Annotated in this window: 21 protein-coding genes; 11 read left to right on the top strand and 10 right to left on the bottom strand. The window is 40.7% G+C overall.

Going from position 1 to position 24328, the window contains the following annotated elements; genetic code table 11:
* The first annotated feature begins 28 nt into the window (after positions 1 to 28).
* Complete coding sequence (locus tag ACSVH6_RS06315; RefSeq protein ID WP_438076657.1) at positions 29 to 508, top strand: GyrI-like domain-containing protein; 480 nt, start codon at positions 29 to 31, stop codon at positions 506 to 508.
* Between the two features lie 210 nt (positions 509 to 718).
* Positions 719 to 2290 carry a T9SS type A sorting domain-containing protein gene (locus ACSVH6_RS06310; RefSeq protein WP_438076655.1) on the top strand — a complete coding sequence of 524 codons (1572 nt, stop codon included), beginning with the start codon at positions 719 to 721 and terminating at the stop codon, positions 2288 to 2290.
* Between the two features lie 36 nt (positions 2291 to 2326).
* Here the strand turns inward: ACSVH6_RS06310 and ACSVH6_RS06305 are convergent, their stop codons facing one another.
* Entirely contained in the window at positions 2327 to 2467 is a 141-nt protein-coding gene (locus tag ACSVH6_RS06305) for a hypothetical protein (protein WP_438076653.1), read from the bottom strand.
* Between the two features lie 91 nt (positions 2468 to 2558).
* On the opposite strand from ACSVH6_RS06305, the gene ACSVH6_RS06300 reads away from it, so the two are divergent.
* Positions 2559 to 3053: an anti-DarT factor AdfA family protein gene (locus tag ACSVH6_RS06300; protein WP_438076651.1), complete on the top strand. Its 495-nt coding sequence runs from the start codon at positions 2559 to 2561 to the stop codon at positions 3051 to 3053.
* A gap of 221 nt (positions 3054 to 3274) precedes the next feature.
* On the top strand, positions 3275 to 4297 hold the full coding sequence (locus ACSVH6_RS06295) for a serine hydrolase (RefSeq protein ID WP_438076649.1): 1023 nt from the start codon (positions 3275 to 3277) through the stop codon (positions 4295 to 4297).
* A 50-nt stretch (positions 4298 to 4347) separates the two neighbouring features.
* Here ACSVH6_RS06295 and ACSVH6_RS06290 read toward each other — a convergent pair whose 3' ends face one another.
* Complete coding sequence (locus ACSVH6_RS06290; RefSeq protein ID WP_438076647.1) at positions 4348 to 5004, bottom strand: endonuclease III domain-containing protein; 657 nt, start codon at positions 5002 to 5004, stop codon at positions 4348 to 4350.
* A 49-nt stretch (positions 5005 to 5053) separates the two neighbouring features.
* Between ACSVH6_RS06290 and bcp the strand changes: the two genes are divergently transcribed.
* Positions 5054 to 5509: a thioredoxin-dependent thiol peroxidase gene (bcp, locus tag ACSVH6_RS06285; RefSeq protein ID WP_438076645.1), complete on the top strand. Its 456-nt coding sequence runs from the start codon at positions 5054 to 5056 to the stop codon at positions 5507 to 5509.
* A gap of 47 nt (positions 5510 to 5556) precedes the next feature.
* On the opposite strand, the gene ACSVH6_RS06280 is transcribed toward bcp, so the two are convergent.
* Positions 5557 to 7014 carry a TonB-dependent receptor gene (locus tag ACSVH6_RS06280; protein ID WP_438076733.1) on the bottom strand — a complete coding sequence of 486 codons (1458 nt, stop codon included), beginning with the start codon at positions 7012 to 7014 and terminating at the stop codon, positions 5557 to 5559.
* A gap of 135 nt (positions 7015 to 7149) precedes the next feature.
* Between ACSVH6_RS06280 and ACSVH6_RS06275 the strand changes: the two genes are divergently transcribed.
* Genes ACSVH6_RS06275 through ACSVH6_RS06265 form a run of 3 tightly spaced genes read left to right on the top strand, consistent with a single transcriptional unit; the run spans position 7150 to position 8918 of the window.
* Positions 7150 to 7917, top strand: coding sequence for an MBL fold metallo-hydrolase (locus ACSVH6_RS06275; protein WP_438076731.1), 768 nt, complete (start codon positions 7150 to 7152; stop codon positions 7915 to 7917).
* 4 nt (positions 7918 to 7921) lie between these two features.
* Complete coding sequence (locus ACSVH6_RS06270) at positions 7922 to 8413, top strand: hypothetical protein (protein WP_438076643.1); 492 nt, start codon at positions 7922 to 7924, stop codon at positions 8411 to 8413.
* Positions 8414 to 8432: 19 nt separating this feature from the next.
* A complete protein-coding gene (locus ACSVH6_RS06265; RefSeq protein WP_438076641.1) occupies positions 8433 to 8918 on the top strand; it encodes a hypothetical protein in 486 nt (161 codons plus the stop codon).
* Positions 8919 to 8952: 34 nt separating this feature from the next.
* Here ACSVH6_RS06265 and ACSVH6_RS06260 read toward each other — a convergent pair whose 3' ends face one another.
* Positions 8953 to 9591, bottom strand: a complete 639-nt coding sequence (locus ACSVH6_RS06260) for an alpha/beta hydrolase (protein ID WP_438076639.1) — start codon at positions 9589 to 9591, stop codon at positions 8953 to 8955.
* A 113-nt stretch (positions 9592 to 9704) separates the two neighbouring features.
* On the opposite strand from ACSVH6_RS06260, the gene ACSVH6_RS06255 reads away from it, so the two are divergent.
* Together ACSVH6_RS06255 and ACSVH6_RS06250 are read left to right on the top strand one after the other, a co-directional pair.
* Positions 9705 to 10337 carry a hypothetical protein gene (locus tag ACSVH6_RS06255; protein WP_438076637.1) on the top strand — a complete coding sequence of 211 codons (633 nt, stop codon included), beginning with the start codon at positions 9705 to 9707 and terminating at the stop codon, positions 10335 to 10337.
* Positions 10338 to 10339: 2 nt separating this feature from the next.
* On the top strand, positions 10340 to 13444 hold the full coding sequence (locus ACSVH6_RS06250) for a gliding motility-associated C-terminal domain-containing protein (RefSeq protein ID WP_438076635.1): 3105 nt from the start codon (positions 10340 to 10342) through the stop codon (positions 13442 to 13444).
* 6 nt (positions 13445 to 13450) lie between these two features.
* Here ACSVH6_RS06250 and ACSVH6_RS06245 read toward each other — a convergent pair whose 3' ends face one another.
* The 4 genes from ACSVH6_RS06245 to ACSVH6_RS06230 form a co-directional block, all read right to left on the bottom strand.
* Positions 13451 to 13777: a hypothetical protein gene (locus ACSVH6_RS06245; RefSeq protein ID WP_438076633.1), complete on the bottom strand. Its 327-nt coding sequence runs from the start codon at positions 13775 to 13777 to the stop codon at positions 13451 to 13453.
* Complete coding sequence (locus ACSVH6_RS06240) at positions 13770 to 15026, bottom strand: dihydroorotase (RefSeq protein ID WP_438076631.1); 1257 nt, start codon at positions 15024 to 15026, stop codon at positions 13770 to 13772. The genes ACSVH6_RS06245 and ACSVH6_RS06240 overlap by 8 nt, the downstream gene beginning before the upstream one ends.
* Positions 15023 to 16951, bottom strand: a complete 1929-nt coding sequence (locus tag ACSVH6_RS06235) for a vWA domain-containing protein (protein WP_438076629.1) — start codon at positions 16949 to 16951, stop codon at positions 15023 to 15025. The genes ACSVH6_RS06240 and ACSVH6_RS06235 overlap by 4 nt, the downstream gene beginning before the upstream one ends.
* A gap of 151 nt (positions 16952 to 17102) precedes the next feature.
* Complete coding sequence (locus ACSVH6_RS06230; protein WP_438076627.1) at positions 17103 to 18449, bottom strand: DEAD/DEAH box helicase; 1347 nt, start codon at positions 18447 to 18449, stop codon at positions 17103 to 17105.
* A 315-nt stretch (positions 18450 to 18764) separates the two neighbouring features.
* On the opposite strand from ACSVH6_RS06230, the gene ACSVH6_RS06225 reads away from it, so the two are divergent.
* Positions 18765 to 19523 carry a hypothetical protein gene (locus ACSVH6_RS06225; RefSeq protein ID WP_438076625.1) on the top strand — a complete coding sequence of 253 codons (759 nt, stop codon included), beginning with the start codon at positions 18765 to 18767 and terminating at the stop codon, positions 19521 to 19523.
* Positions 19524 to 19847: 324 nt separating this feature from the next.
* Here the strand turns inward: ACSVH6_RS06225 and mgtA are convergent, their stop codons facing one another.
* Both mgtA and ACSVH6_RS06215 read right to left on the bottom strand, forming a co-directional pair.
* A complete protein-coding gene (gene mgtA / locus ACSVH6_RS06220; protein ID WP_438076623.1) occupies positions 19848 to 22364 on the bottom strand; it encodes a magnesium-translocating P-type ATPase in 2517 nt (838 codons plus the stop codon).
* Between the two features lie 100 nt (positions 22365 to 22464).
* Positions 22465 to 24249, bottom strand: a complete 1785-nt coding sequence (locus ACSVH6_RS06215) for an ABC transporter ATP-binding protein (protein ID WP_438076621.1) — start codon at positions 24247 to 24249, stop codon at positions 22465 to 22467.
* Positions 24250 to 24328: the final 79 nt, after the last annotated feature.

The following is a 24328-nucleotide window of genomic DNA, read 5'->3' as shown; positions in this document are numbered from 1 at the left end:
TTTCTTTGTGAAAGGTCTTTTTTTTCAAATGCAGCCAACAACTAAAACATTTCCCGACACGATCCTCGTTGGAATTAGCCAAACCATGACCTTTGCCCATGATCTATCGGTAGGCATGTGGCAAAACTTTATGCTGCGCCGTCACGAAATAACCAACAGGCTGGGAGAAGACTTGTACAGCATTCAGGTTTATCCTGTCGACTTTGATTTTGGTAGGCATACACCGTTTACCAAATGGGCAACCGCACCGGTACAGCCCAACACTCCCGTTCCTCAAGGTATGGAAACACTACTCATCCCTGAAGGTTTATATGCTGTATTTCTCTACAAAGGCATTCCTGCTGAAGCCGAACCGTTCTTCCGCTATATTTTTACAGAGTGGTTACCTGCTTCGGGCTATAGCTTAGACCACCGCCCGCATTTCGAAATCCTCGGTGCAAAATACCAACACAACAGTCCCGAATCGGAAGAAGAAGTGTGGATTCCCATTAAATACAAAACCAAGTAACCCTTTTTTTCAAGGGCTTCTAAAAAGCTTCTACATTGCCTCTAGATTGCCTCTAGAGTGCTGCTAGAGTGCCGCTATATTGCTGTAAGAGTGCCATAAGAGGTTTTGAAGAGTGCCATAACAGGATAACGATGGCGCTTTTTTAAATGAAATCAGTAGTAGGGTATAAAAATTATTACTTACATTTAACTCGCTTAAAACAAAACGCTTATGAATAAAACTACCCTCGCCTTAGTGATGCTGATTTCAACCTTAGGTTGGTCGCAAATCACCTACAACTCTTCCGATTTTGCGGATGTAAACGATAGCTATATCGTCAGTCACGCTATCGATTTGACAGCCTTTGATTTCACAGCAACCGGAGCCAATATGACTTGGGATTACAGTACCCTGTCTCCCAATACTCAGGATGTAATACTATGGGAAAACCCCAACAATACCGGTTATAAAACCTCCTGGTGTTTTTCCAACAACTACATCTTCAACTGTAATTCGCAGTTTACGGCCAATTTTAACCTGGCAACCCTCCAGCTTGACGGCATGCAGATTCAGGGCTACGGCTTGGATAATGTGTACATGCACAGCAAACTGAGTACGGCTAACTTTGCCAACAAAATGATTGGAGCCAATGTGTCCATGACCGGACTGACCCTGCCACTAACCATCAGCTATACCCAGCCGGATATTTTATACCAGTTTCCGATGAATTATAATGATTCCTATACCAATCCTACCGCTATTGCATTTAATGGCAACAGTATGGGGATACCCTTAACCTACAATTCGGTAGGTCAACGAGCCAATGTAGTAGAGGGTTGGGGTTCACTGATAACGCCGTTCGGAACCTTTGCCAATGTATTGAAGTTAAAATCGACTTTAACGGAAACCATTACAGTAGTAGCCAACGGACAAACAACTACCAATACCCAAACGACAATCAGTTACAAATGGTTTGATCCCGCCTATGGTATTCCGGTTTTGGAAGTGACCGGACAGGAAGTAGCCGGTTTATGGACACCTGCCAATACCTCGTATTTCGACATTCGAAGATGTTTACCGCCTAATGCCATGTTTACATACTATCCGGTGACCAGTGATTATGACCCGGCCACACAAACAGCATCGGTTTCGTTTATCAATTTAAGTACTAATTTTGACGTCTCTGATTGGGATTTCGGCGACGGTACGCCGCACAGTACTATCAAAAGCCCAACACACAGCTTCAGCTGTCCGGGTGTGCAGCAGGTAACGCTCACAGTGACCAATCAATTTTGTGAACCGGATGAAACGTCAACCGTAACGTTTCCGCTTACCATAACCGATTCACAAAATGCTTTTACCACAGGAGTAACAGTATCCGATATCGCGTTAACCGCCGATAGAACCCTGGCCGGTACGACCTACGAATGGCTCGATTGTGACAATGCCAATGAACCGATTCCTAACCAAACCGCCCAAACCTTTACACCAACAGTTTCCGGGAATTATGCGGTCGCTTTAACCACGAACGGTTGCACCAGTGTTTCTGATTGTTATGCTTTTACCACTTTGGGCGTTGTTAATTTTAACGACAATCCATCGATGCGCCTGTATCCTAATCCCACGAAAGACAAAGTAACATTGTTAAATCCGGGAATTGAAGTCCGCAAAGTCTATGTGTATAATGCGTTAGGAATGTTGGTAGGCAATGCACTCGACCTTAGTGCCAACGCTTCAGGGGTTTATTTGTTGAAGTTAGAAACAGACCGGGGACTTTTTACTCAAAAGGTAGTCAAGGAATAAATGTAACATGCAGAAGCCTCCCAAAACAGGAGGCTTCTATTCTTTGGACTCATTGAATTTTTTCTGTATAATTTTCAGTCGTTCCGCCCGGGAAGCCTTTTTTATTTTAGCTTTGTCCTGAGCCTTGTGAAGCTTGTCATTGTGCGCTTTGATGTTTTTGGCGTTATTTCTTCCCATAAGGCAAAAATACAAATTTCTGTTAAATACATACTTTGGCACAGCTATTGCTAGTAGTTTTATATCATTAATCTTTAATACAAAAACCATTATGAAAAAAATAACTCTTTTGTTAGCATTTATCGGGATGATAACGCTCCAAGGCTGCTCGGATAACGATACAGACACCGATACCATCAGCGAAGTATTTGAATATACTCAAGTAAATTTTACTTCCAATAACGGATACAGTCAACTGTTAACTTATCCGCATCAGATATACACTTCAGATATGGTGCTGGTTTACCGCCTTTCAGGTCAGTTTCAAGGCGAAGATATATGGAAGCCACTACCGGAAACCTACTTTTTTGATGATGGAACGTTAGATTTGCGTTATGATTTTGATTTCACTACCTATGATACTGAATTGCACATGGAAGGGTTTGACTTGGCCAATGTTTCTGCAAACTACAGTTTAAACCAAGTGTTCAGAGTCGTTATCGTTCCGGGTTATTTCGGTAAGAAAAGCAACGTTGATTTAAAGGACTACAATGCTGTTGTAAAAGCCTTTCATATAGACGAATCCAAGATTATCAAAGTACAGTAATCTTTCAGAGTCATGATAAAAAAAGCGGTATCCCACCGCTTTTTTTAGTAGGGTGAAATCCTTCCAACTTGTTAAAACTTCCAATTGTTGCTTGTAGAATGGGTTTTATGACAGTTATTCGTTAAAAATAGGTGAATAGTCCATTGCTGTAGGTAAATTGTGTTATAATCTTCAAAAAGAATAGTTAATATTGCATAATGATAAATAATGATTACTAAATAATGATTTCTCTTAAAAATAAACAATTCTCGCTGCTCCAAATCTTAGTATTTACCGTGGTGACGGTCGTCGCTACTTTTTTTCTGACTGGTTTCTGGAAAGACAAACAATTCGAAGCTAAGGAATCGGAAAGTTCAGTATCTGCCTGTAATTATAATATCAAAAGAATGAATGGATTTAAATTCATAAAGCCATTGATGTTTGTGGATGAGGAATGTGAATCAGATCAATTGAATGATATCAAACAAAAGGTCATAGCAGTAATCGAAAAATACAAGTCCATAGGGGATGCAAGCAGTGCTTCTGTATACCTTAGGGAATATGGGCATAACGAATGGATGTCAGTTAATGATACTGAAAAATACGATCCGGGTTCCCTGTTTAAAGTCCCTGTATTGATGGCTATTCTGAAAATGAACGAACTCAATCCCGGTTTTTTGAATAAAAAAGTGACCTATTCCAAACCCATTGATGCAGGTAAAATGATTGTTTACCCCTCAAAAACCATAAAGGTGGGGGAAACCTATACCATCAGAGAATTACTCAACTACATGATTAAGTATTCCGATAATGCTGCTACAATATTAGTTGAAAATAATATGGATAGTAAAGTGCTGCAGAAGCTATTTTCAGATATTGGACTGGATATTCCTAATATTTATGCTACCGAATTTAAATTTACTACCAGAGAGTACTCTTATTTTATGAGAGCTATTTACAATGCAGGTTATTTAAATGTTGACGACTCTGAATATGCAGGTGAACTATTGAGCCAGTGTGATTTTAAAGATGGTATCCTTAAAGGATTACCTGAGCATACAAGAGTTGCCCACAAGTTTGGAGAATCAGGCAACCAAACCGAAAAACAACTTCACGAATCGGGTATTGTGTATTTAGATAACAAACCTTACTTGTTAACCATAATGACTAAAGGAAAGGATTTTAAAAAGCTTTCCCAATTGGTTGGGGAAATCTCTCAAACAGTGTATGCTGAGATGGCCAGCCAGGCAAATAGTGCATTGTAATTATTTTATTTCTCCTAAAGTTAAACCTCAGTTCTCGATTTGAACTGGGGTTATTTTTTTAATTTATGGTAATCTTCGAGAACGGATTTTCTGCCTATGGTTTTGGTAATAATGTCCTTTTCCAAATCCCATCCTCGTGCAGGAGAATATTCTCGTCCATACCAAATAATCTGCAAATGCAAATCATTCCATAATTCCTTTGGAAAAATGGCTTTAGCATCTTTCTCCGTTTGCTGTACATTCTTTCCGTTGGTAAGATTCCAACGGTACATCAATCGGTGAATATGTGTGTCAACCGGAAACGCAGGAACGCCAAAGGCTTGAGACATTACTACACTGGCGGTTTTATGACCTACGGCCGGTAAAGCTTCCAATGCTTCAAAACTCTGAGGAACTTCCCCTTGGTGCTTTTCAATAAGGATTTGTGATAAACCATAAATTCCTTTTGATTTCATAGGGGAAAGTCCACAAGGTCTGATGATTTCCTTTATTTCCTCTACCGATAGTTTTACCATGTCATAAGGATTGTCTGCTTTGGCAAACAATAGGGGAGTGATTTGATTCACCCGAACATCAGTACATTGTGCTGAAAGCAATACTGCAATGAGTAATGTATATGGATCTTTGTGATCTAAAGGAATTGGGATTTGGGGATAGTACTCTTTTAACGTATTTATAACAAATGTTGCACGCTCTTGTTTGGTCATTTTAAAGTAAATTTGAATGGTAAATTTATAAAAACTTATACATCAAAATATGACAACACTGCAAAAAGGAGATCAAGCTCCTAATTTTACCGGATATGACCAAGATGGTCAAGCACATACATTAGCCGACTATAAAGGGAATAAACTGGTGGTTTTCTTTTATCCCAAAGCGGACACACCCGGTTGCACCGCCGAAGCATGTGATCTCAGAGACAATTTTGAACGTTTTAAAGCCAATAATTATGTCTTGTTAGGTGTGAGTGCTGATAGTGCTAAAGCACAATCTAAATTCAAAGCCAAATACAATTTACCTTTTCCGTTAATCGCAGATGAGGATAGAAAAGTAATAGATGCTTTTGGTGTTTGGGGTCCAAAGAAATTCATGGGAAGAGAATTTGATGGCATTCACAGAACCACATTTGTAATTAATGAAAATGGAATTATCGAGGATGTGATTACTACTGTCAAGACAAAAGAACACGCTTCACAGTTACTAGACAAATAGTTTATTTAATGAAGAAAGCCAAGATTTTAAAATCTTGGCTTTCTCTTTTATACTTTCTGTAAAATCTTATTGGGGTTGTATCCGAAAAGTTGATGTTGCTTGATAATTTCAGCGATACCTTCCGGAAGCAGTTTTTCCCAGCCCGGTGTACCGTCGCTAATCATTTTAAGCACTTCACGTGAAAATATTTTCAAGTGCGCTTTATCAAAGTCGGTGATGTCAACTACTTTTCCGTTGTAGGCAAAGAACTTATACAATTCTTTCATACGAGGATGTACTTTCAGGTTCTGAGAAGTTATGATTTCACCATTTTCATCTTCCATAGGATATAGGAATACTTTCAGGTCACGGTAGAATAATTTCCCGAAAGCCTCAAGTATACCTCCACTTAAATGGCGATAGTATTTTTCATCAAATATGTCCACTAAATTATTTACACCCATGGCTAATCCCATACGGGCTTTAGTATAACTTGAGAAATATTCTACTACTTTATAGTATTCCTGGAAATTGGAAATCATCACGGTCTGTCCTAAAGAACACAACAACTCTGCCCGGTCCATGAAGTCTCTCTCGTCAATTTCTCCTTCAGAACGAAGATTGGAAAGTGTAATTTCAAAAATTACAAGCGTATTGTCTTTTTCCACTTTGCTCTCTTCCAGAAACATTTTTAGCGACTTCTCATACATATCCATGTTTACCTGTGTCACAGGTCGGAAACTACCGCGTAGTGCTAATATGTTCTTTTTATAAAGAATTGAGGCCGGCAATATGTTCTTTCCGTCAGGACCAAACATCACGGCATCAGTCATACCATTTTTCACTAATTGTAAACTCATCAATCGGTTGTCAACATTGGCAAATCGAGGACCTGAGAAGTTAATTGTGTCTATTTCTAATTGGTCTTTATCTAAATGATCGTAGAGATAACGCAATAATTTTTTAGGATCATTGTATTTATAGTAGGCGCCGTAAATTAAATTCACTCCTAAAACTCCCAGTGTCTCTTGTTGTAATCGGGCATCGGTTTCTTTAAAACGAATGTGAAGGGTGATTTCGTTATAATCTTCATCCGGCTCAACCTGATATTTTATACCAACCCAACCATGTCCTTTGAATTGTTTTGCAAAATCAATAGTAGCAACAGTATTGGCAAAACTGAAGAATATTTTATTAGGGTGTTTATCTCTTTTTAAACGCTTTTCAATGAGTTCTACCTCATGATTCAGCATTTTTTTTAAGCGACTTTCGGTAACATAGCGTCCATCATCTTCAATACCGTAAATAGCATCGCTAAAATCCTTGTCATACGCCGACATAGCCTTTGCAATAGTTCCAGAAGAACCTCCGGCTCTGAAAAAGTGTCTCACTGTTTCCTGTCCCGCACCAATCTCAGCAAAGGTTCCGTAAATGTTCTCATTCAGGTTAATTCGCAACGCTTTATCTTTGATAGCCGGAACCGACTCAATGGCCTTGTCGCCTTTCAATTTAATGTTTGAAACAATATTATCCATAATAGTTTATATACATTGCAAAGTTAGTAAAATAGCTATTTTATAAAAAGATAATTAAGTCTAAATTTGTAATTAATTACTTTTAAACTCAATAGGTAAAACTAATACCTCAAAAACCGTGCTATGATGCAAATTTATTTTTTAGGTACCGGAACTTCGCAAGGAATTCCCGTTATTGGCAGCAGTCATCCGGTATGTCAAAGTAAGGATTTAAAAGACAGAAGGTTGCGGGTTTCAGTTTGGGTGACTTGGGAACAAAACTCTATTGTAATTGATTGTGGCCCGGATTTCAGACAGCAAATGCTAACTTCAGGATGTAAGCAACTGGATGCTATTCTTTTTACACATGAGCATGCTGATCACACGGCCGGTTTGGACGACATTCGTCCTTTTTTCTTCAGACAGCAACATGATATTCCGGTTTATGCGCATATTCGTGTATTAAAAAACCTGAAAAAGCGTTTTGATTATATCTTTGAAACTGAAAATAAATACCCCGGTGCTCCCGGAGTACAATTATTTGAAGTGCGGAATAACGAAGATTTTTATTTAAATCAAACTAAGGTTACTCCGATTAATGTAAATCATGCAAACCTTCAGGTATTTGGTTATCGAATTCAGGATTTTGTATATTTAACCGATGTGAAATCAATTGATGAAGCTGAAATAGAAAAATTAAGAGGGGTTAAGGTGTTGGTAGTAAATGCCTTGAGGGAAGAATCACATCATTCTCATTTTAGTTTGCAGGATGCATTAGATTTTATACATTTGGTACAGCCTCAAAAGGCTTATCTTACACACATCAGTCATTTGATGGGATTTCATGAAGAGGTGCAAAAACGTTTACCTTCCAATGTGTTTCTCGCCTACGACAATTTAAAAATAACTATTTAAGTTTATGAAAAAATCTTTGTTTCTTTATCTTTTTATCATTGCTGTATTGATAAACGTTTTTACCTATAAATATTTTTCAAGTAAAAATGGTGCAGAATTACAGTCGTTGACGGAAACCAATAAAAAACTTACCGATAGTATTACTTCTGTCTCTAACCAGTTGTATGATGCCAATGCTTTTTCTCTCGAGAATAATGATAGAGCCCAAAATTATTTGAATCAAAATGATATAAAGGCTTTTGATGAAAAAGTGAAACAGGCTCTTTTGGCCTATAATGATGCTCCAGAAGGCAATAAATATACAGATCAGCCTAAAATGGGAGAACAGAAATACATCATTAATAAGGTAAAATTGTTGAATCATCGTTGGATTATTGCTAATTACAGCAACGGTGAAATTTGGGGGGAAGTATTGTTGAAATATTTTGTCAATGAAGACCAAACGATTTCTTTCGAGATTATGGATTCATACTTATACCCAAAAGCATTAAATTAGCCTTTTATAATTCAAATCAATGAAAAAAATAATTACTCTTTTTGCTGTTGCTTTTATTTTTTGCTCTTGTAAGCTTAATGATCAACAAGAAGGCAAACAGGAAGTTACTGTTAATTCAACACCAAAAGACTCTACGGTAGTAAACGATAAAGACGAAAACGGTTGCTTGGCTTCAGCAGGTTATATTTGGTCTAAAGTCAACAAAGAATGTGTGAAGGGTTTTTCCGGAATTCAATTGAATCCTGTGGATAAACCGGACAATGAAGACGAAACCTTGAGTGCTTATGTATTGTTTAGCGAAGATGCCAAACAAGCCGAAATATTTCTTCCAAGAGACACTACTTCCATAGTGTTGACCAGAGCAGCCGAAGGCAAGCCATGGATTCTAAATGATTGGCAATTGGTACCATGGAAAGGATATGTGTTGAAAAAAGGAGACAAAAGTTTATTTTCCGGAGATGGGGAAATAGGAAAAAAAGTTACAGGAACCGATACTGAACAGTAAATAAAAAGCCTTGATTGACAAGGCTTTTTTTATATTAGGATTGCAGCCAATTTTTAAAGTCAAAGAAATTTTGCGGAGCAACACCATGACCTACAGGATATTCTTTGTAAACGGTTTCTATACCCAAATTTTTTAAAACCGGAATGGCATGACGGGCCCAATCTACAGGGATGACTTGGTCAACTGTTCCATGTGAAGCGAATATCTTAAGATGGCTAAAGTCATTTTTTGCAAAATTATCTACGGCCATATCCGTATTCAAATACCCACTCATAGCGACCACACGCTGTACTTTTTCAGGATAAGATAAGGCTACGGCATAACTTAAAATACTACCTTGACTAAAACCAATCAGCGTTATATTGTTGGCATCAATAGGATATGCCGCAAGTAATTCATCAATAAACCCGGCAATGATATCTCTCGAAATTCTGGCCTGATTGATATCGGAAAACTTATTTTCATCTGCATCAAAATTGATGGCATACCAAGCATAACTACCATACATCAAATCATAAGGAGCCCTTGCCGAAACCACATAGTACTCCTGCGGAAGCTCGGAGGCAAAGGAAAACAAGTCTTCTTCGTTGCTGCCATAGCCATGGAGTAATAGGAGTAAAGGATTCTTGTCTTTTTTGATAATTGGTTCTCTGTGAATGTAATATAAACTCATGGTTTTGTTTTTCTGTCTTAAAATTAGTAATAAAATATTGGCATTTATAAAAAAAATATATCTTTGGTAAAGTTATCTGTTCAAAAAGTACAATCAATTTTTTAATCAAAAATATGAAAAAAACAGCTTTAAGCTTGTTATTCCTGTTTTTCTGCACATTGGTGTTTTCTCAAAATGTGGTTACCATATCCTATGGGGAAACCATTAATTTAAGCAATGTCAATGATAAAATGCAGTTTTACATTAACGGTTCACAAGGAAAAGTCCATTTAAAGGGAGAGCAAATTAACAGGTATAAATTTGAGAAACCAGGCAACTATCAAATTAAAATTGTTGAGCGCAGTTCAAAGAAAGCAGCCAGTTGCGAGTCTCATGTTTTTCCCGAAGAAATAACCGTAAATGTTAGTCCGGTCAAAATGATTTTTGACTCAAAAAATATTGCTTTTTCTGAACCAATTCGCAAAAATGTCAGTACGGAACATATTATAATGACCATTCCGGTAATAATAAGTACTTATAATCATAAACCGGTAAAATGGAGAAATACATCTATTGATGTTGCGGGTTTGGGGTCAACTATTGTTGCTCGACCGCTTGACGAAACCAGTGAGTGGGTTGAGGGTACCCATATTGTTAAATATGCGCTCAGTGGATTGGTAAATCTGAACTCCTATTTGATGTTTGATTTTAAGGATATAAATAATCAAATACAATCTATCTCTCTTACAACTCCTGTCACAAACTAATAATGAAAAAAATACATTTTATTACAGCATTATTATGCCTTTTCGCTACGAATGTTGTTCATTCTCAATGTGGTGATTCCGAATTTTGTAATGCCAATTCAGGTTTATATTCTAATGATGACGCTGCGACCATTGCTTATGATAATATGGGTTCGGGATACCATGCCAGTTATATAAAGGCGCCCAATGGGGAATGGAAAGTATGGGGAGCCTATCTTGGAAATGATGGGTACAGTTCGGTATTGTCTCCATTGCTTGTAAATTCAACGAACTATCCTGCATTGACCGGTACGATATACAAAATAGGAATTGGTGCAACTACTCAACTTATAGTGCTTACTTCAACAGGATTATTTGTTGTAGGTTGGGAAGGAGATGTTTTGAACTATGCTTTGACCACATCAAGCACTTTTCAAAAATTAACAGTAAACGGTAAAGCTGATGGTTTACCTTTAAACGTGTCCCCTTTAGATGTAAAGATGCTTTTTGTTTCCAGTGATACGGTGATGATAACTACCTGTATAGGTGAAGTATATGTATTATCGCAAAATGTGGCTATCAGAGGTACCGGGTCTGTATCAATAGGAAGTCCCGTACAATGGTCAAAAGTGATGCAGGATGCCAATACCCCATTAACAAACGTTATTGTGAGCAGAGGCTCCGGGAGGTTTGCTTTTGCTTTAAAAGCAGACGGTTCACTATGGACTTGGGGAGATGGTACTTATTTAGGTGACGGGTCGGTGGCGACAAATCGTTATTATGCCACTCAAATGACATTGCCTACCGGTATGCCGGGAATTAAGATGATTCAAGGGACCAGTAACAGTGGTGCCAATCAATCCTATTATGTCTTGGGCACAGATAGAAAAATATACAGTTTAGGCTTTAACTCTTCGGGTCAATTAGGAGACGGGACGGCTGTCACCCGTACGGTATGGGTAAATGCCAAAGCGCCTAACAATACAGTTATAACCGATGCTGCCTGGATTTCTTCCAATGAGCATGATACCCTGTACCCCGGATTAGGGGTTATCAGAGCAGGCGGGCTTTTGCATACAGCAGGTAGCAACAGTTATTATATGATTGGGCGTACCGTTGAAGGAGGAGTTAATTATTTAAATATACCCGGAGGAGTACAGAGTACAGATGTCATTACCCACTGTGAAGTGGGAGGTCATTCAACCGCTTTAATAAAATTAGGAAGTGTACGTTATGGATATGTAGGGCATCGAATAGACGGATCTATGGGGGACGGAACGGCTAATGATTATAATCAACATACGTTTGATTTTATTACGCCTCCCATTGTAGCGGTTTGTGGTACGCTGTGTGCTCAACCGGTTGTCACTTCCAATTCACCAATTTGTCCGGGTCAGGATGCTGTCTTTACTATAACCGGAACTATAGGCGATATTATAAATTATAAGTTGAATAGCGGAACAACCCAAACCGTGACCATTGGCTCCGGGGGGACTGCCACGATATCAATTGCTGCAGCGACAACAAATCAAACGCTTGATTTACTCTATATATTAGGTGGAACCGGTGCTTGCTCAAACGCTCTGTCTCTTTCCAATACCATAACAGTAGGTACTAATGTCAGCCCAATCTTTACCCAAATACCTTCTATTTGTGAAGGACAGACTCTGAATCCTCTGCCGACAACTTCGGAAAACGGAATTACCGGCACGTGGTCACCCGCAATTAATAATTTGACAACCACTACTTACACCTTTACACCAAGCTTAGGCTCTTGCCAGTTGCCGACTACGATGACCATTACGGTGAGCCCGATGGGAGCTACCCCAACTTTTACTCCGATTGCGGCTGTTTGTGAAGGAGAGGTTTTAGCTCCGTTGCCTACCACTTCTTTAGAGGGAATTACCGGGGCCTGGTCACCAGCAATTAATAACTTAAGTACAACTACTTACACATTTTCCCCGTCAACTGCAGGTTGTTTGAATTCTGCACAAATGACTGTAGCCATTACTCCAAAAGTAACACCTCAGTTCACTTTGCCACAATCTGTTTGTGCCGGTGAGACTGTAAGCCCTTTGCCTTTGATCTCTACTAATGCTATTAACGGAACCTGGTCTCCTGCTTTTAACAATTCACAAACTACCACTTATACTTTTACCCCAAATTCAGGTATCTGTGCTAATCCAGTATCAGCGACTATTATTGTTAATCCTAATGTGAATCCAATTTTTACCCCGGTTCAACCTATTTGTGAAGGAACAATATTGAGTCCGTTGCCTACGACCTCAGTTAATGGATATAGTGGTATCTGGACTCCTGAAATTAATACTACGGTTACAACAGCCTATACATTTACACCAGCCTCAGGATTGTGTGTTTCACCGTTTACCATGTCAATAACAGTCAACTCTAAAGTGCATCCGGTATTTTCGGAAATTACCCCACTTTGTTATGGGGATCAACAGTTTAGTCTGCCGGCAGTTTCAGAGAATGGTATTTCCGGAACATGGCTTCCGATTTTAGATACTACACAAACTACCTCTTATACTTTTACACCCAATGCTACTGAGTGTGCCTATGCAGCCAGTTTAAACGTACCTGTATATGGTGATTTTGATTTTGAGTTTCAAGGATATTGTGAGGAAGGGAATTATAATTTAAGAATTGTTCCTTTGGCAGCCAGTTATAATGCTGATGCAGCGAGTTACAGTTGGTCTCTTAATACGGTTACTATAGCAAACAGTTCTGTTTTCAACGTATCAACATACTTGAATACTACTACCGCTGCTGAAGAATTGCCTTTAGTTTTTTCAGTAACGGTAACGAATGCTAATGGTTGTGCCAAACAAAAATCAATCACTGTAGACAACATTTATTGTGGCATTCAGAAAGGAATTTCGGCTAATAATGATGGATTAAATGATTCCTTCGATTTGCGTTTGTTGGATGTTAAACATTTGAATATTTACAATCGCTATGGGATGAAAGTGTATAGCAAAGGGAATTATTACAACGAGTGGAAAGGTCAGTCTGACAATGGAGATGACTTGCCGGATGGTGTATATTATTATGTGATTGATTTTAATAACAATACTTCAAAAACGGGTTGGATACACCTCAATCGATAAAAGTATTTAAATACTTTTAAAAACACGTTGGAATAAATTTCCCAATAGCGGAAGCGGTGTGGTTTCGCCTTTGGCTGCAGTAAAAATGCCGTAAATGGTTAACACCGAAATGAACACCCACATGGGTGCCGCCACAAAAATGCTTTCAAAACTACTGATGGAGACCCCAAGGATGATAAAGGTCAAAGTTAATCCTAGTCCCTGGCGGATGTGAAAAGAAGCAAACGGATTTTTACTTTCGGAGTTCATAGACAATGCAATTAACACCCCTACGATTAATATGTAGCTGGTAATGGCGGCCGTTTTTCCTTCGTCGATTGTCTGTTTATCCATGGGTTACTAATTTTCCTTGATTGTAGATTCCGATAGCTTTGCCTTTCATGGATTGTCCCAAGAAGGCTGAGTTTTTGGATTTAGACAAAATATTTTCTTTGTTAAAAGTCCAGTTTTCCTCTGTGGTAAATAATGATAGTGAAGCATTATTTCCTTTTTCAATAGGATGACTTTCAATATTTAAAATGGTTTTGCCAAAAGTTAGTTTTTCTATTATTTTGTCTAAAGGCAGGACAGTTTGTAAGGCACCAAACGCACTTTCCAATCCGATGGTACCGTTTTTGGCTAAGTCGAATTCCATCTTCTTATGCTCAATATCTATTGGGTTGTGGTCACTGGTGATACAGTCAATGGTATTGTCTAAAACACCTGCTAATAGCGCTTTTCTGTCGGCTTCTGTTCGCAACGGAGGTGTTACTTTGTAGCGCGTGTCAAAGCCCTGCAGTTTCTCATCCGTTAACACTAAATGATGTACGGAAACACTACAGCTTACATTCAATCCCTTGGCTTTGGCTTCCTTAATCAAGGCCACTGATTTGGCTGTAGAAACAGTAGGGATATGTAATTTTCCGCCTGTATATTCCAACAGAAATAAGTTTCGGGCTACGATTAGTTCTTCGGCCAGATTGGGAATTCCTTTCAATCCCAATCGGGTGGAAACAATTCCTTCGTTAGCCACACCGTTTCCTTTGATATTTTCATCCTGCGAAAAGGCAATGACCAATCCGTCAAAATCCTGCGTGTATTGCAATCCTATTTTGAGCAAATTGGCATTTGCCATACTCTTATTGTAATCCCCGAAAGCCACAGCTCCGGCATTTTTCATGTCAAACAGTTCCGCTAAATCCTTGTCTTCGCTATTTTTGGTCAAAGCACCAATTGGGAATAATTCAGTGGCTGCGCCGGCCGCTTTTTGTTTTACAAAATGAATTTGGGATTGGTTATCCATAACAGGATAGGAGTTGGGTTGTAACGCAATACCGGTGAATCCGCTTTTGGCCGCCACGGATAATCCGTTAGCGATGGTTTCACGGTCTTCCCACCCGGGTTCGCCCAGTGAAACACTGGTATCAAACCAGCCTTGCGAGATGTGCAAACCTTCCTGTTGCAATTCTTCGTGCGTATCAATATTAAGTAGGGAAGTACCTATTTCCTCAATTACGCCTTGTGTAATTTTCACGTCTACTGTTTGATTGTGAAAGGGACTTTGCGGGTCAACAACTTTGGCTTTTCGGATGATTAGGTTCATTTTACAAATTTTTGAATGAGTAATTCTATAGCTAAAAAGAGCAAGGCTAATACCACAAACACTTTCCAGATTTGCGTATCGGTTCTATCAGTTTGAATGGTGTTGAAGACGGTTTCAATGTCTTCGGTTTCTTTGAACTCAGCGGCTATGTCCGGATTGGCCAGAGCCAAATTGCTTTCTGTACGGTTGTAATTAAAGCTGATGTTTTGCAAAACATTTGCGCCGTTAAAGATACCAAAATTTCCGGCAACCGTAGGGTTATCGTTGAACGTCATTTTTACTTTGGTATTCAATAGCTGTTGTACCGGAATAAAACTTTCGGTTGCATTTTTTACGGTTATGATTTCGTCTTTGGACAGCAAAGCATCCACGATAAATGGTTGGCTCTCACCAATAACAATCGCATTCACACCGTTTTTCTGACTGTTTTGAGCCATATTGTAAAACGTTGGAACAATCAATGGGGAGTTTTGGAAGTTGCTGTTGGTTTTATTGAGAGGTGCGGCAAAAACATAGACCGAAGACAAGTCATTTGGCAATGAGGTCAGGAACGCTGTTTGATCTTCATAACTTAAAACGGTCGGTGTTGTACTCGTTATCCCAAATGCTGTTTTGGTTGATGGATATTGAAAGTTATCGATTTTCTTTTCAAAAACGCTACTGAACAACGGGTGATTGAAATTGATTTTGGTTACTTTCTTTTCAGCTGGTGTGGCGGGTTTGAATTGCAGGGTTCCGAACTGGGCTATAAAGGCATTTAGAGCTGCCGGATTACTTTCCGGAGCCGGAATGAGAATGAGGTTTCCGCCTTTGGCCACCAATGATTTGAGCGTGGTTTGCAGGGCTTGTGGAATCTCTTTTACCTCATTGAGCACAATAGCATCCTGTTTTTCCAGCAGGTTGTAGTCTAAATTGGCCAACGGGAAATTGGTATAGTTGAATTCATCATTGGTGTAAATCCTTGCCAGGAAATTACTTTTGTCAGTATCTCCAATGCTGATCACATTGGTTTTACTTGGTTTGGAAATACTAAAGTAATAGGTGTTGTCGTAGTTCAATCCTTTGTCATTGACGGCCGCATAACCATTGAAATCTTCTTTTGGGATGGTGAAGTTGACGGTTTTAGTCTTGGTTTCGAAATTGATGAGTGTTTTGGCAATCAGTTTGTTTTTATTGTATAAAGCAATAGGCACCTCATTGAAATCATCTCCGTTTGCTGAAAGGTTGATGCCTATTTCATAGAAATTATCTAAAGTTTGCCGGATGTACACGCTATCGATAGCGACGTTATTTTTTTGTTCTGCCTCGGGAATGATGAAATAGACGTTGTCTTCCTTTTTGAAGCCTTTGGTTTGCTTTACTTCTGACCCGACGGCATCAGTAATGACTATAATGTCTTTGTTGAAGGCCGACTTACGGGCATTGACTTTGGCAATCAGATTGTCTAGTTGGAACGGAGTCGCGCTGTATTTTAAGTCCTGCAGGTCTTTTTGGATTGATTTGATATCGGTGTTCCAATAGTTCTCGGAACAGGTGATTAGTGAAAAGTTTTGCGCTTGAGGCGTATGTTCCAACAAGTCCTGAACGGCGCGTTTTAAGAGTTCTCCCTTTTTCCCTTTGGCCTGCATGCTGAAGGAATTATCCAAAATGATGTACAGCTCGTTGTTGGCTTTTTTACTGTCTTTGGCGCTGAAAAAAGGTTGGGCAAAAGCTAGGATTAAAAAGGTGAGCAATAGCAAGCGGGTGCAGAGTAACAACCATTTTTTGATGGTAGAACTTTTACGGGTTTGTATGGACAGTTCTTTGAGGAATTGTACGTTGGTAAAGTATTCTTTTTTGAACCGTCGCAATTGAAATAAATGCACCAAAATTGGGATTACCAACAAAAAGAGAAAATAAAGAATTTCCGGGTGTTTGAATTGCATTTATCTAAAGTTTACCTCATTAAAGGCTTGTTTTTATTGGAATTCGGTGCCTCTTCGGCTTGTCAAAGATAATTATAGTTTTCAGTTTTTAATCACTGTTTTCAAAATTTTTATAAAGTTCTAAAGCGTGGCAAAAACGGTTTTCAGGCAACTATTTCTTCTTCTTTTTTGCAGCTCTGTTCTTCAATATGTTACGGTTGACCGAGGTGCCTGTCTTTTTCTTTGTTTTAGAGGGGCCTCCTAAGTTTACTTTTTTGTTTTTTTCTTTCTTTTCATGAAAGGAAGCACCGCCTTCGAGCTTTGGTTTTTTGAGCAGGAACTTCATTTGTTTTTTCTTGTCTTTCTCAAATTCCAAGAGACGTTCGGCTATGACAACGGTATCGGGAAGGGGAGCGAAACGGATTTCTTTTTCCATCAATACTTCGGCTTCGATCATGATTTCTTCCTCGCGCGGACTGATTAGACTGATGGCAACCCCTGATTTATCGGCACGGCCGGTACGACCGATACGGTGGATGTACTGCTCGGGGATTTCAGGAAACTCTACGTTGATTACATGCGAGATGTCTGATATGTCCAACCCTCTTGCCATAACATCTGTAGTGACGATACCTCTGATTGCTCCGGCCTGAAAGGCGGCCATGGTTTGCAAGCGGTAGTTTTGGGATTTGTTGGAATGGATGATTCCAAATTGCTCCGGGTAGATTTCCTCCAATTTATCAGCCAGTAAGTCGGCTGTCTTTTTATTGTTGACAAACAGCAGTACTCTTTCTAACGCCTCGTCTTTAAGCAATTCGACGATTAGATTGACTTTCGTCAGGAAATTGGGCGCTTTGTATCCTTGTTGGTCTATCTTTTCCAAAGGTGTTCCGCTGGGGGCCAGGGAGACTTCTTCGGGGAACTCAAAGTATTCTTCCAACATTTCGTCTACCTCATCGGTCATGGTGGCGGAGAATAAGATGTTCTGTCTTTTGTTTTTGAGCATGCTCAGAATGGACGTTACCTGGAAGCGGAATCCCTGATTGAGGATTTCGTCAAACTCATCGATGACCAATTTTTGGAGGCTGTCAAAACGGATTACGTTGTCGAGCGCCAGGTCCATGATACGTCCAGGCGTTCCTACCAAGACATCAATTCCCTGATACACGGCTGTTTTTTGGGTATTGATATTCACTCCTCCGTATACGCCCAGTACTCTTACCGACATGTATTGTGTTAGTTTTTCCACTTCGGCGGCCACTTGCACGACCAGTTCACGGGTTGGTACAATGATGACCACCCTTGGGGTATCGGTAGCGACAAACTTCCATTGTTTTAAAATAGGCAACAGATAGGCAAAGGTTTTACCCGTACCGGTTTGTGCAATCCCCATCATATCACGGCCCGACATAATCACCGGAAAGGATTTTTCCTGAATGGGAGTAGGCGTGGTCAGCCCTAATTCGTCGATGGCTTTTTGTAATGATTTGGGTAAGTTGAACTGTTCGAAAGTGCTCATTGCGGATGTGATTTATGTACGCTGTTATGCCAAATGTTGGCAGCGGATGGCGCAAAGGTAATGAATTCTGTGTTATGCGCCGACAGCAGAAGCACAAGACCGGAGATTGGAGGCGGTCATGTCGCAGGGGCAGGGCGATTTGACGGCAGTAAGTAATAGCTTTGTTGGGTATCAATTATACGATAACTATACGACAGCTATACGATAGTTATGCTAAAGCTATCCTGTTAAAGTTATTTTAATGTTTATGATACGGCGTTGAAAATCAGTATCTTTAACTCTGATTGAGCAGTATTTATTTTAAAAGAAGAGGCTATGGCACAGTTGGTTGGATTGTTGAAGTTTATCGGTACGTTAGGAAATATTACCTCGGTACGGACCAAGGAGGGGAGTTATATAAAAATGAAGAATTTGGTCCCGAAGTATAAGTATCAGCATTCCGCTTCGTATGCTGATTTCAGGATGCATGGGCAGTATATGCGCACGGCGTCGCAACTGTCGCGTTCGTTTCGGGTTTTGGGAGGCTTGTATTTGCGGGCGGGGAGTAACAGCAGGATGTATTCGCGATTGAATGCGTTATTGCTCCGACTGATTCAGTGTGATCCGGTTTCCCGCAAGGGAGAATTTCGGGCGGAGCTTGGTGTGCAGACGGATGAAGGGAAGGCTTTGTTATTGGATTTCGAGTTCAATAAATTCCTGTCTTTCGGCACGGTATTTAAATCGCATTATACTTTAAGTGATGATTTAAAAACTATTGCTATACAGTCGTTTAATCCTAAATACAATTTGCTTCAACCCAAAGGAGCCACCCATGTGCAACTGCAAACGGCTTTGCTGCGTTTTGATTTTGGCAGCGGGGCCGGCCAATTTGTTAAGGGGACTCCGGTTTTGATGCCTTTGAAGGACGCAACGGTCGATTTGTCTTTGGTTTGTGCGTTACCGGATTCGGGACCGGGGACGTTGTTGTCTTTTTTACAGGTCACCTTTTTTCAGGAGCTTAATGGGCAGCCCTATGCTTTGAAAGGCGATGAAGGGACCGTGGTGACCGTGATGGGGGTTGTGAATGATGAATGATGCCCTTCGACAGGCTCAGGGTGACAAAGGTGCTCTTTAATAGGCTCAGGGTAAACTCAGCTCAGGGTGACAATTTTGAATGTTGAGTGGTGAATGTTGAGTGGTGAATGTTGAATTTTGAATGATGCCCTTCGACCCTTCGACAGGCTCAGGGTGACAAATGTACTCTTTAATAAGCTTAGGGTAAACTCAGCTCAGGGTGACAAAGGTGCTCTTTAATAGGCTGAGGGAGAACTCAGGGTGACATTTGTGAATGATGAATGATGAATGTTGAATAATCAATGGTAGCCCCAAGGTAAACTCAGCTCAGGAGGACAGAAATATCTATTCCCGGTATTTGTTGAAAAACCAAACTTTAAGCCAGTCTGCCGTCAGGATGTAGGCTGCTACAATCAAAAGAATTGCGGAGAGGTTGATCAGCGGCAGCGGGGTGAGTCCCACTTCTGCAGCCAGGGGTGTATAAGGTAATCCGAGGGTCATGACAAAGCCGGCGACACTGAGGATGAACAAATATTTTCCCGGTTTGCTTTTGAAGAAGTTTTTGTGGGTTCGAATGATAAACAAAATGAACAATTCGGTCAGTATCGATTCTATGAACCAGCCGGTTTGGAATGCCGATTCTTTTACTTTGAGAACAAAGTATAAGGTTATAAAAGTAATCATATCAAATACTGAGCTGTGAATTCCGAAGATAATCATGTAGTTTCGGATGAATTTCAGATTCCATTTGCCGGGTTTGTTTAATTGTTCTTCATCCACATTATCTGAAGCCACCATGAGAAAAGGGAAATCGGTAATAAAATTGGTCAACAGTATTTGTTTGGGGAGCATGGGTAAAAAGGGCAGCAGGAGTGAGGCCATGGCTACGCTGAACATGTTGCCAAAAGTGGAGCCAGTATTGATAAAAATGTATTTAATGGTATTGGCAAAGGTTTTGCGTCCTTCCATGATTCCGTCTACCAGCACCATCAGGTTTTTTTCCATCAAGACGAAGTCGGCTGCTTCCCGGGTAACATCGGCGGCATTTTCAACGGATATCCCGACATCGGCAGCATTTATTGCAGAGACGTCGTTGATGCCGTCTCCCATGTAAGCAACGGTATAGGATTTGCGTAATGCCAGTATGATGCGCTCTTTTTGTTGGGGTTCCACTTCGGCAAAGATGTGTACTTTCTTGACTAATTGTTTGATTGCTTCGGGGCTGGTTTTTAGGAGTTCTTCCCCGGTCATGACCACCGGATTTTCGATGCCAATGGCCACCGCTATGGATTTGGCCACATTGCGGTTGTCACCGGTAATGATTTTCAGTTTGATTTGTAACTTTTTGAGTTCTTCTATGGTCTCGACTATGCCTTGTTTTATAGGGTCCTGCAAGAGGATGAATCCGGCAAAAACCATGTCGCATTCCTCTTTTTTGGCTATAGCGTCAGGGGTGATTTTTTTGTAGCCTATGGCTATCACCCGCAATCCTTTTTCACCAAAGCCCTGAAATTGGTCTTCCAGTCCTTTTTGCTGTTTTTCCATGGCCACTGTGGTGCCATCGGCTAATCGTACCGAATTGCAAATACTGAGTACCTCTTTGAAAGCCCCTTTGCTGATTAACAAGCATTCGGTATCGGTTTTAACGGCAATGCTTAAGCGCTTGCGAATGAAGTCGTAAGGCACTTCACTTAGCTTTTCCGCTGTTGTTTTGTGCTCGGGCTGCAACTGTTTTAACGCTTCGTCGATAGGGTTGCTGTAGCCGGTTTCAAAAAAGGCATTCCAGTAGGCCAGCTGTTTGACATATGGGTCTTCCGTGCCTTCGCTATTGACTAATCCGGTCACTTGAATTACTCCTTCGGTGATGGTTCCGGTCTTGTCTGTGCACAGCAAATTGACTTCGCCGAGATTTTGTATTGAAGATAATTTTTTGACAATGACTTTTTTAGCCAGCATTCTTTTGGCTCCAAAACTCATAGCTATGGTTGTGATGGCCGGTAGTAGTTCGGGAGCCATTCCCACCGCTAATGCCAGGGCAAATAAGGCCGATTCAATGACTTTTTTGTGATTGATTAAATTGATGACCAAAATAAAAAACGACAAGACTAATGTGATCCGCATCAGGAAAAAGCCAAAGTCTTTGATGCCTTTTTCAAAAGAAGTTTCGACGGTGGCGGAAGCACTTTGTGCGATGGAACCAAAAACAGTATTCTCACCGGTTTGAATCACGATTGCTTTGGCATTTCCGCTGACCACGTTGGTTCCTTCCCAAAGGCAGTTTCTTCTTTTTGCCAATTCGGTCTGTTTTTCGAGCACCCCGACCTCTTTTCGAACGGGATACGATTCTCCGGTTAAACTCGATTCGTTGACGTGTAATTCATTGGCTTCTATGAGTAAGCAATCCGCAGGGATGATATTGCCGGCGCTGAGCAAGATAATGTCACCGGCTACTACCGTGTCAGACGCCACTTCAAGGGAATTTCCATTGCGTAAAACGGTGCTTTTTAATGAAATCATGGATTGCAGTTTTTCTACAATCCGACCGGCTGTGCGTTCCTGAAAAAAACTCAATAAACCGGTTGAAACCACTATAAAAAGAATGATAAAAACATCGGACGTATCGCCTAAAAAAGCAGACAATACTACCGCTCCAATTAAGATGAGCATTAAGGGGCTTTTGAATTGGCTGAGGAAAAGAATCAAATCCCGTTTGCCCACCGAGGAATGTTTCTTTTTTATCCCTTTTTGCTTTAGAATTTTGGCGGCGGTTTGAGGGTCAAGTCCGCCAGGTGGAGTATTCAATTTTTCCAACCAATAGGCTGGGGTGTATTGCCAAAACGGTTCCGAGGATGTTGGTTTCATTTGGTTTGGGTATCAATGAATGGATTTGGTTCTCTTATTCAAAGATACTAATATTCTCAGATGTTGTAACACTGCTGTTTCAGACAGGGAATCGTGTTCTTTAAGAATCAGCAAACTGCAGTCTGGAGAGGTTTTTATAGATTCCGTTATCTATTTGCAACAATTCCTCGTGCGTGCCTTGTTCGGCTATTTTTCCTTCGTTGAGTACCAATATGGCATCGGCATTGCGGATGGTGGAAAGACGGTGGGCAATGATGATGCTGGTACGGCCTTCCATCAGGGTTTCTAAAGCCTGTTGTACCAGTTTTTCGCTTTCGCTGTCGAGAGATGAAGTGGCTTCGTCAAGGATTAAGATGCTTGGGTTTTTGAGCAGGGCACGAGCTATGGCAATGCGCTGGCGTTGTCCGCCGGAGAGTTTGATACCGCGTTCGCCCACCAGAGTGTCAAATTTATCGGGGAAGCCATTTACAAAGTCGAGTGCATTGGCCTGCTTGGCCGCTTTGAGGATTTCTTCTTCGGTAGCCTCCGGTTTGCCGTAGGCAATGTTTTCGCGGATGCTGCCTCCGAATAAAATCACATCCTGAGGGACGATACTCATGTTTCCACGCAGGTTTTCGAGGTCGTAGTCGTAAATACTTTTGCCGTCGATGAGGATTTGTCCTCCTTCAATATCATAAAAGCGAAGCAGGAGTGATGATATGGTTGACTTGCCTGCGCCGCTGGGTCCTACCAGGGCTATTTTTTGACCGAAGCGGGCGGAGAAACTGACATCTTTCAGTACTTGAATTTCTTTGCGGGACGGGTAGGAGAAGGCTACATTTCGGAAGGCTACTTCCCCTTTTAACTTTTCAGTGGTCAGGTTTGGATTGGCTTTGATTGCTTCGGGTGTTTCTTCGAGCAATTCAAATACGCGCTCGGTGGCTCCGACGGCTTTCTGGATTTGGGCATACAACTCGGCTATCCCGCCAAACGAGGCGCCTACAAAGGTGGAATATAAGACAAAGGAGATGAGTTGTCCGACACTCATTTCGCCGCTGATGCTTAGGGTAACCCCATACCATACTACGGCTACGATGGAGCCAAACAAACAAAAGATGATGAAGGAGGCAAAGTATCCCCGGTATTGCCCGCCCTTGATGGCGATTTTGACAATCTCATTAATTTTCCCTTTGTAGCGGGCTATTTCATACCATTCGTTGGCAAAAGCTTTGACGTTGCTGATGCCTTGGAGCGTTTCTTCGACAATCACCTGACTCTGAGCTACCTGATCCTGTACGTTTTTGGAATATTTTCGAATGAATCTGCCGAAGATTACGGCAGCCACGGCTACCAAAGGGACTACGGCGAGCATCATCAGGGTGAGTTTTAAGCTTTGGGTCGCCAACAGTATCACGCCTCCGATAATCAGGATGAACTGGCGGAGGAATTCCGCTATGGTAGTGGTTAAGGTGTCCTGTATTTGGGTTATATCCGAACTAATGCGGCTGTTGAGTTCTCCCACCCGTTTTTGAGAGAAGAACGACATCGGTAACTTAATCAAATTGCTGTATAGGGCCAGTCGAAGGTTGGCCAAGGTGTTTTCAGTAAAGTTGACAAAAAGCGACAGGCGGAAAAATGAAAACAACGCCTGAAAAGAGAGAATCGCGACCAGACTTAAAGCAATTGTATTGGCTTCCTCGTTGTTTTTGTTTTTCACACAGTCTACCAGCATTCCCATGAGTTTGGGAAAGGCCAAGGCAGTGGCTCCGGTGCACAGGAGGAATACTAAACCGACGTAGAATTTCCATTTGTGTTGGTTAGCGTATTTGAAGATGAGCAGTGCGTGGTTGAGTGAACTCGCTGTGAGTTTGGCTTTGGGTAAATCGTTTTCCTGAAATCGGGCCATGAGATATTGTTTTTTGCAAAAGTATTAGATATTGGAGATTAAATGAGGCAAACGTTTCTTAAATAAAACAAAAAAACTC

It is taken from the genome of Flavobacterium sp. XGLA_31 (genome assembly GCF_051547105.1).
Taxonomy (GTDB): Bacteria; Bacteroidota; Bacteroidia; order Flavobacteriales; family Flavobacteriaceae; genus Flavobacterium.
Note: the sequence above shows the minus strand (reverse complement) of the source record. Positions and strands in the feature narration are given on the sequence as shown.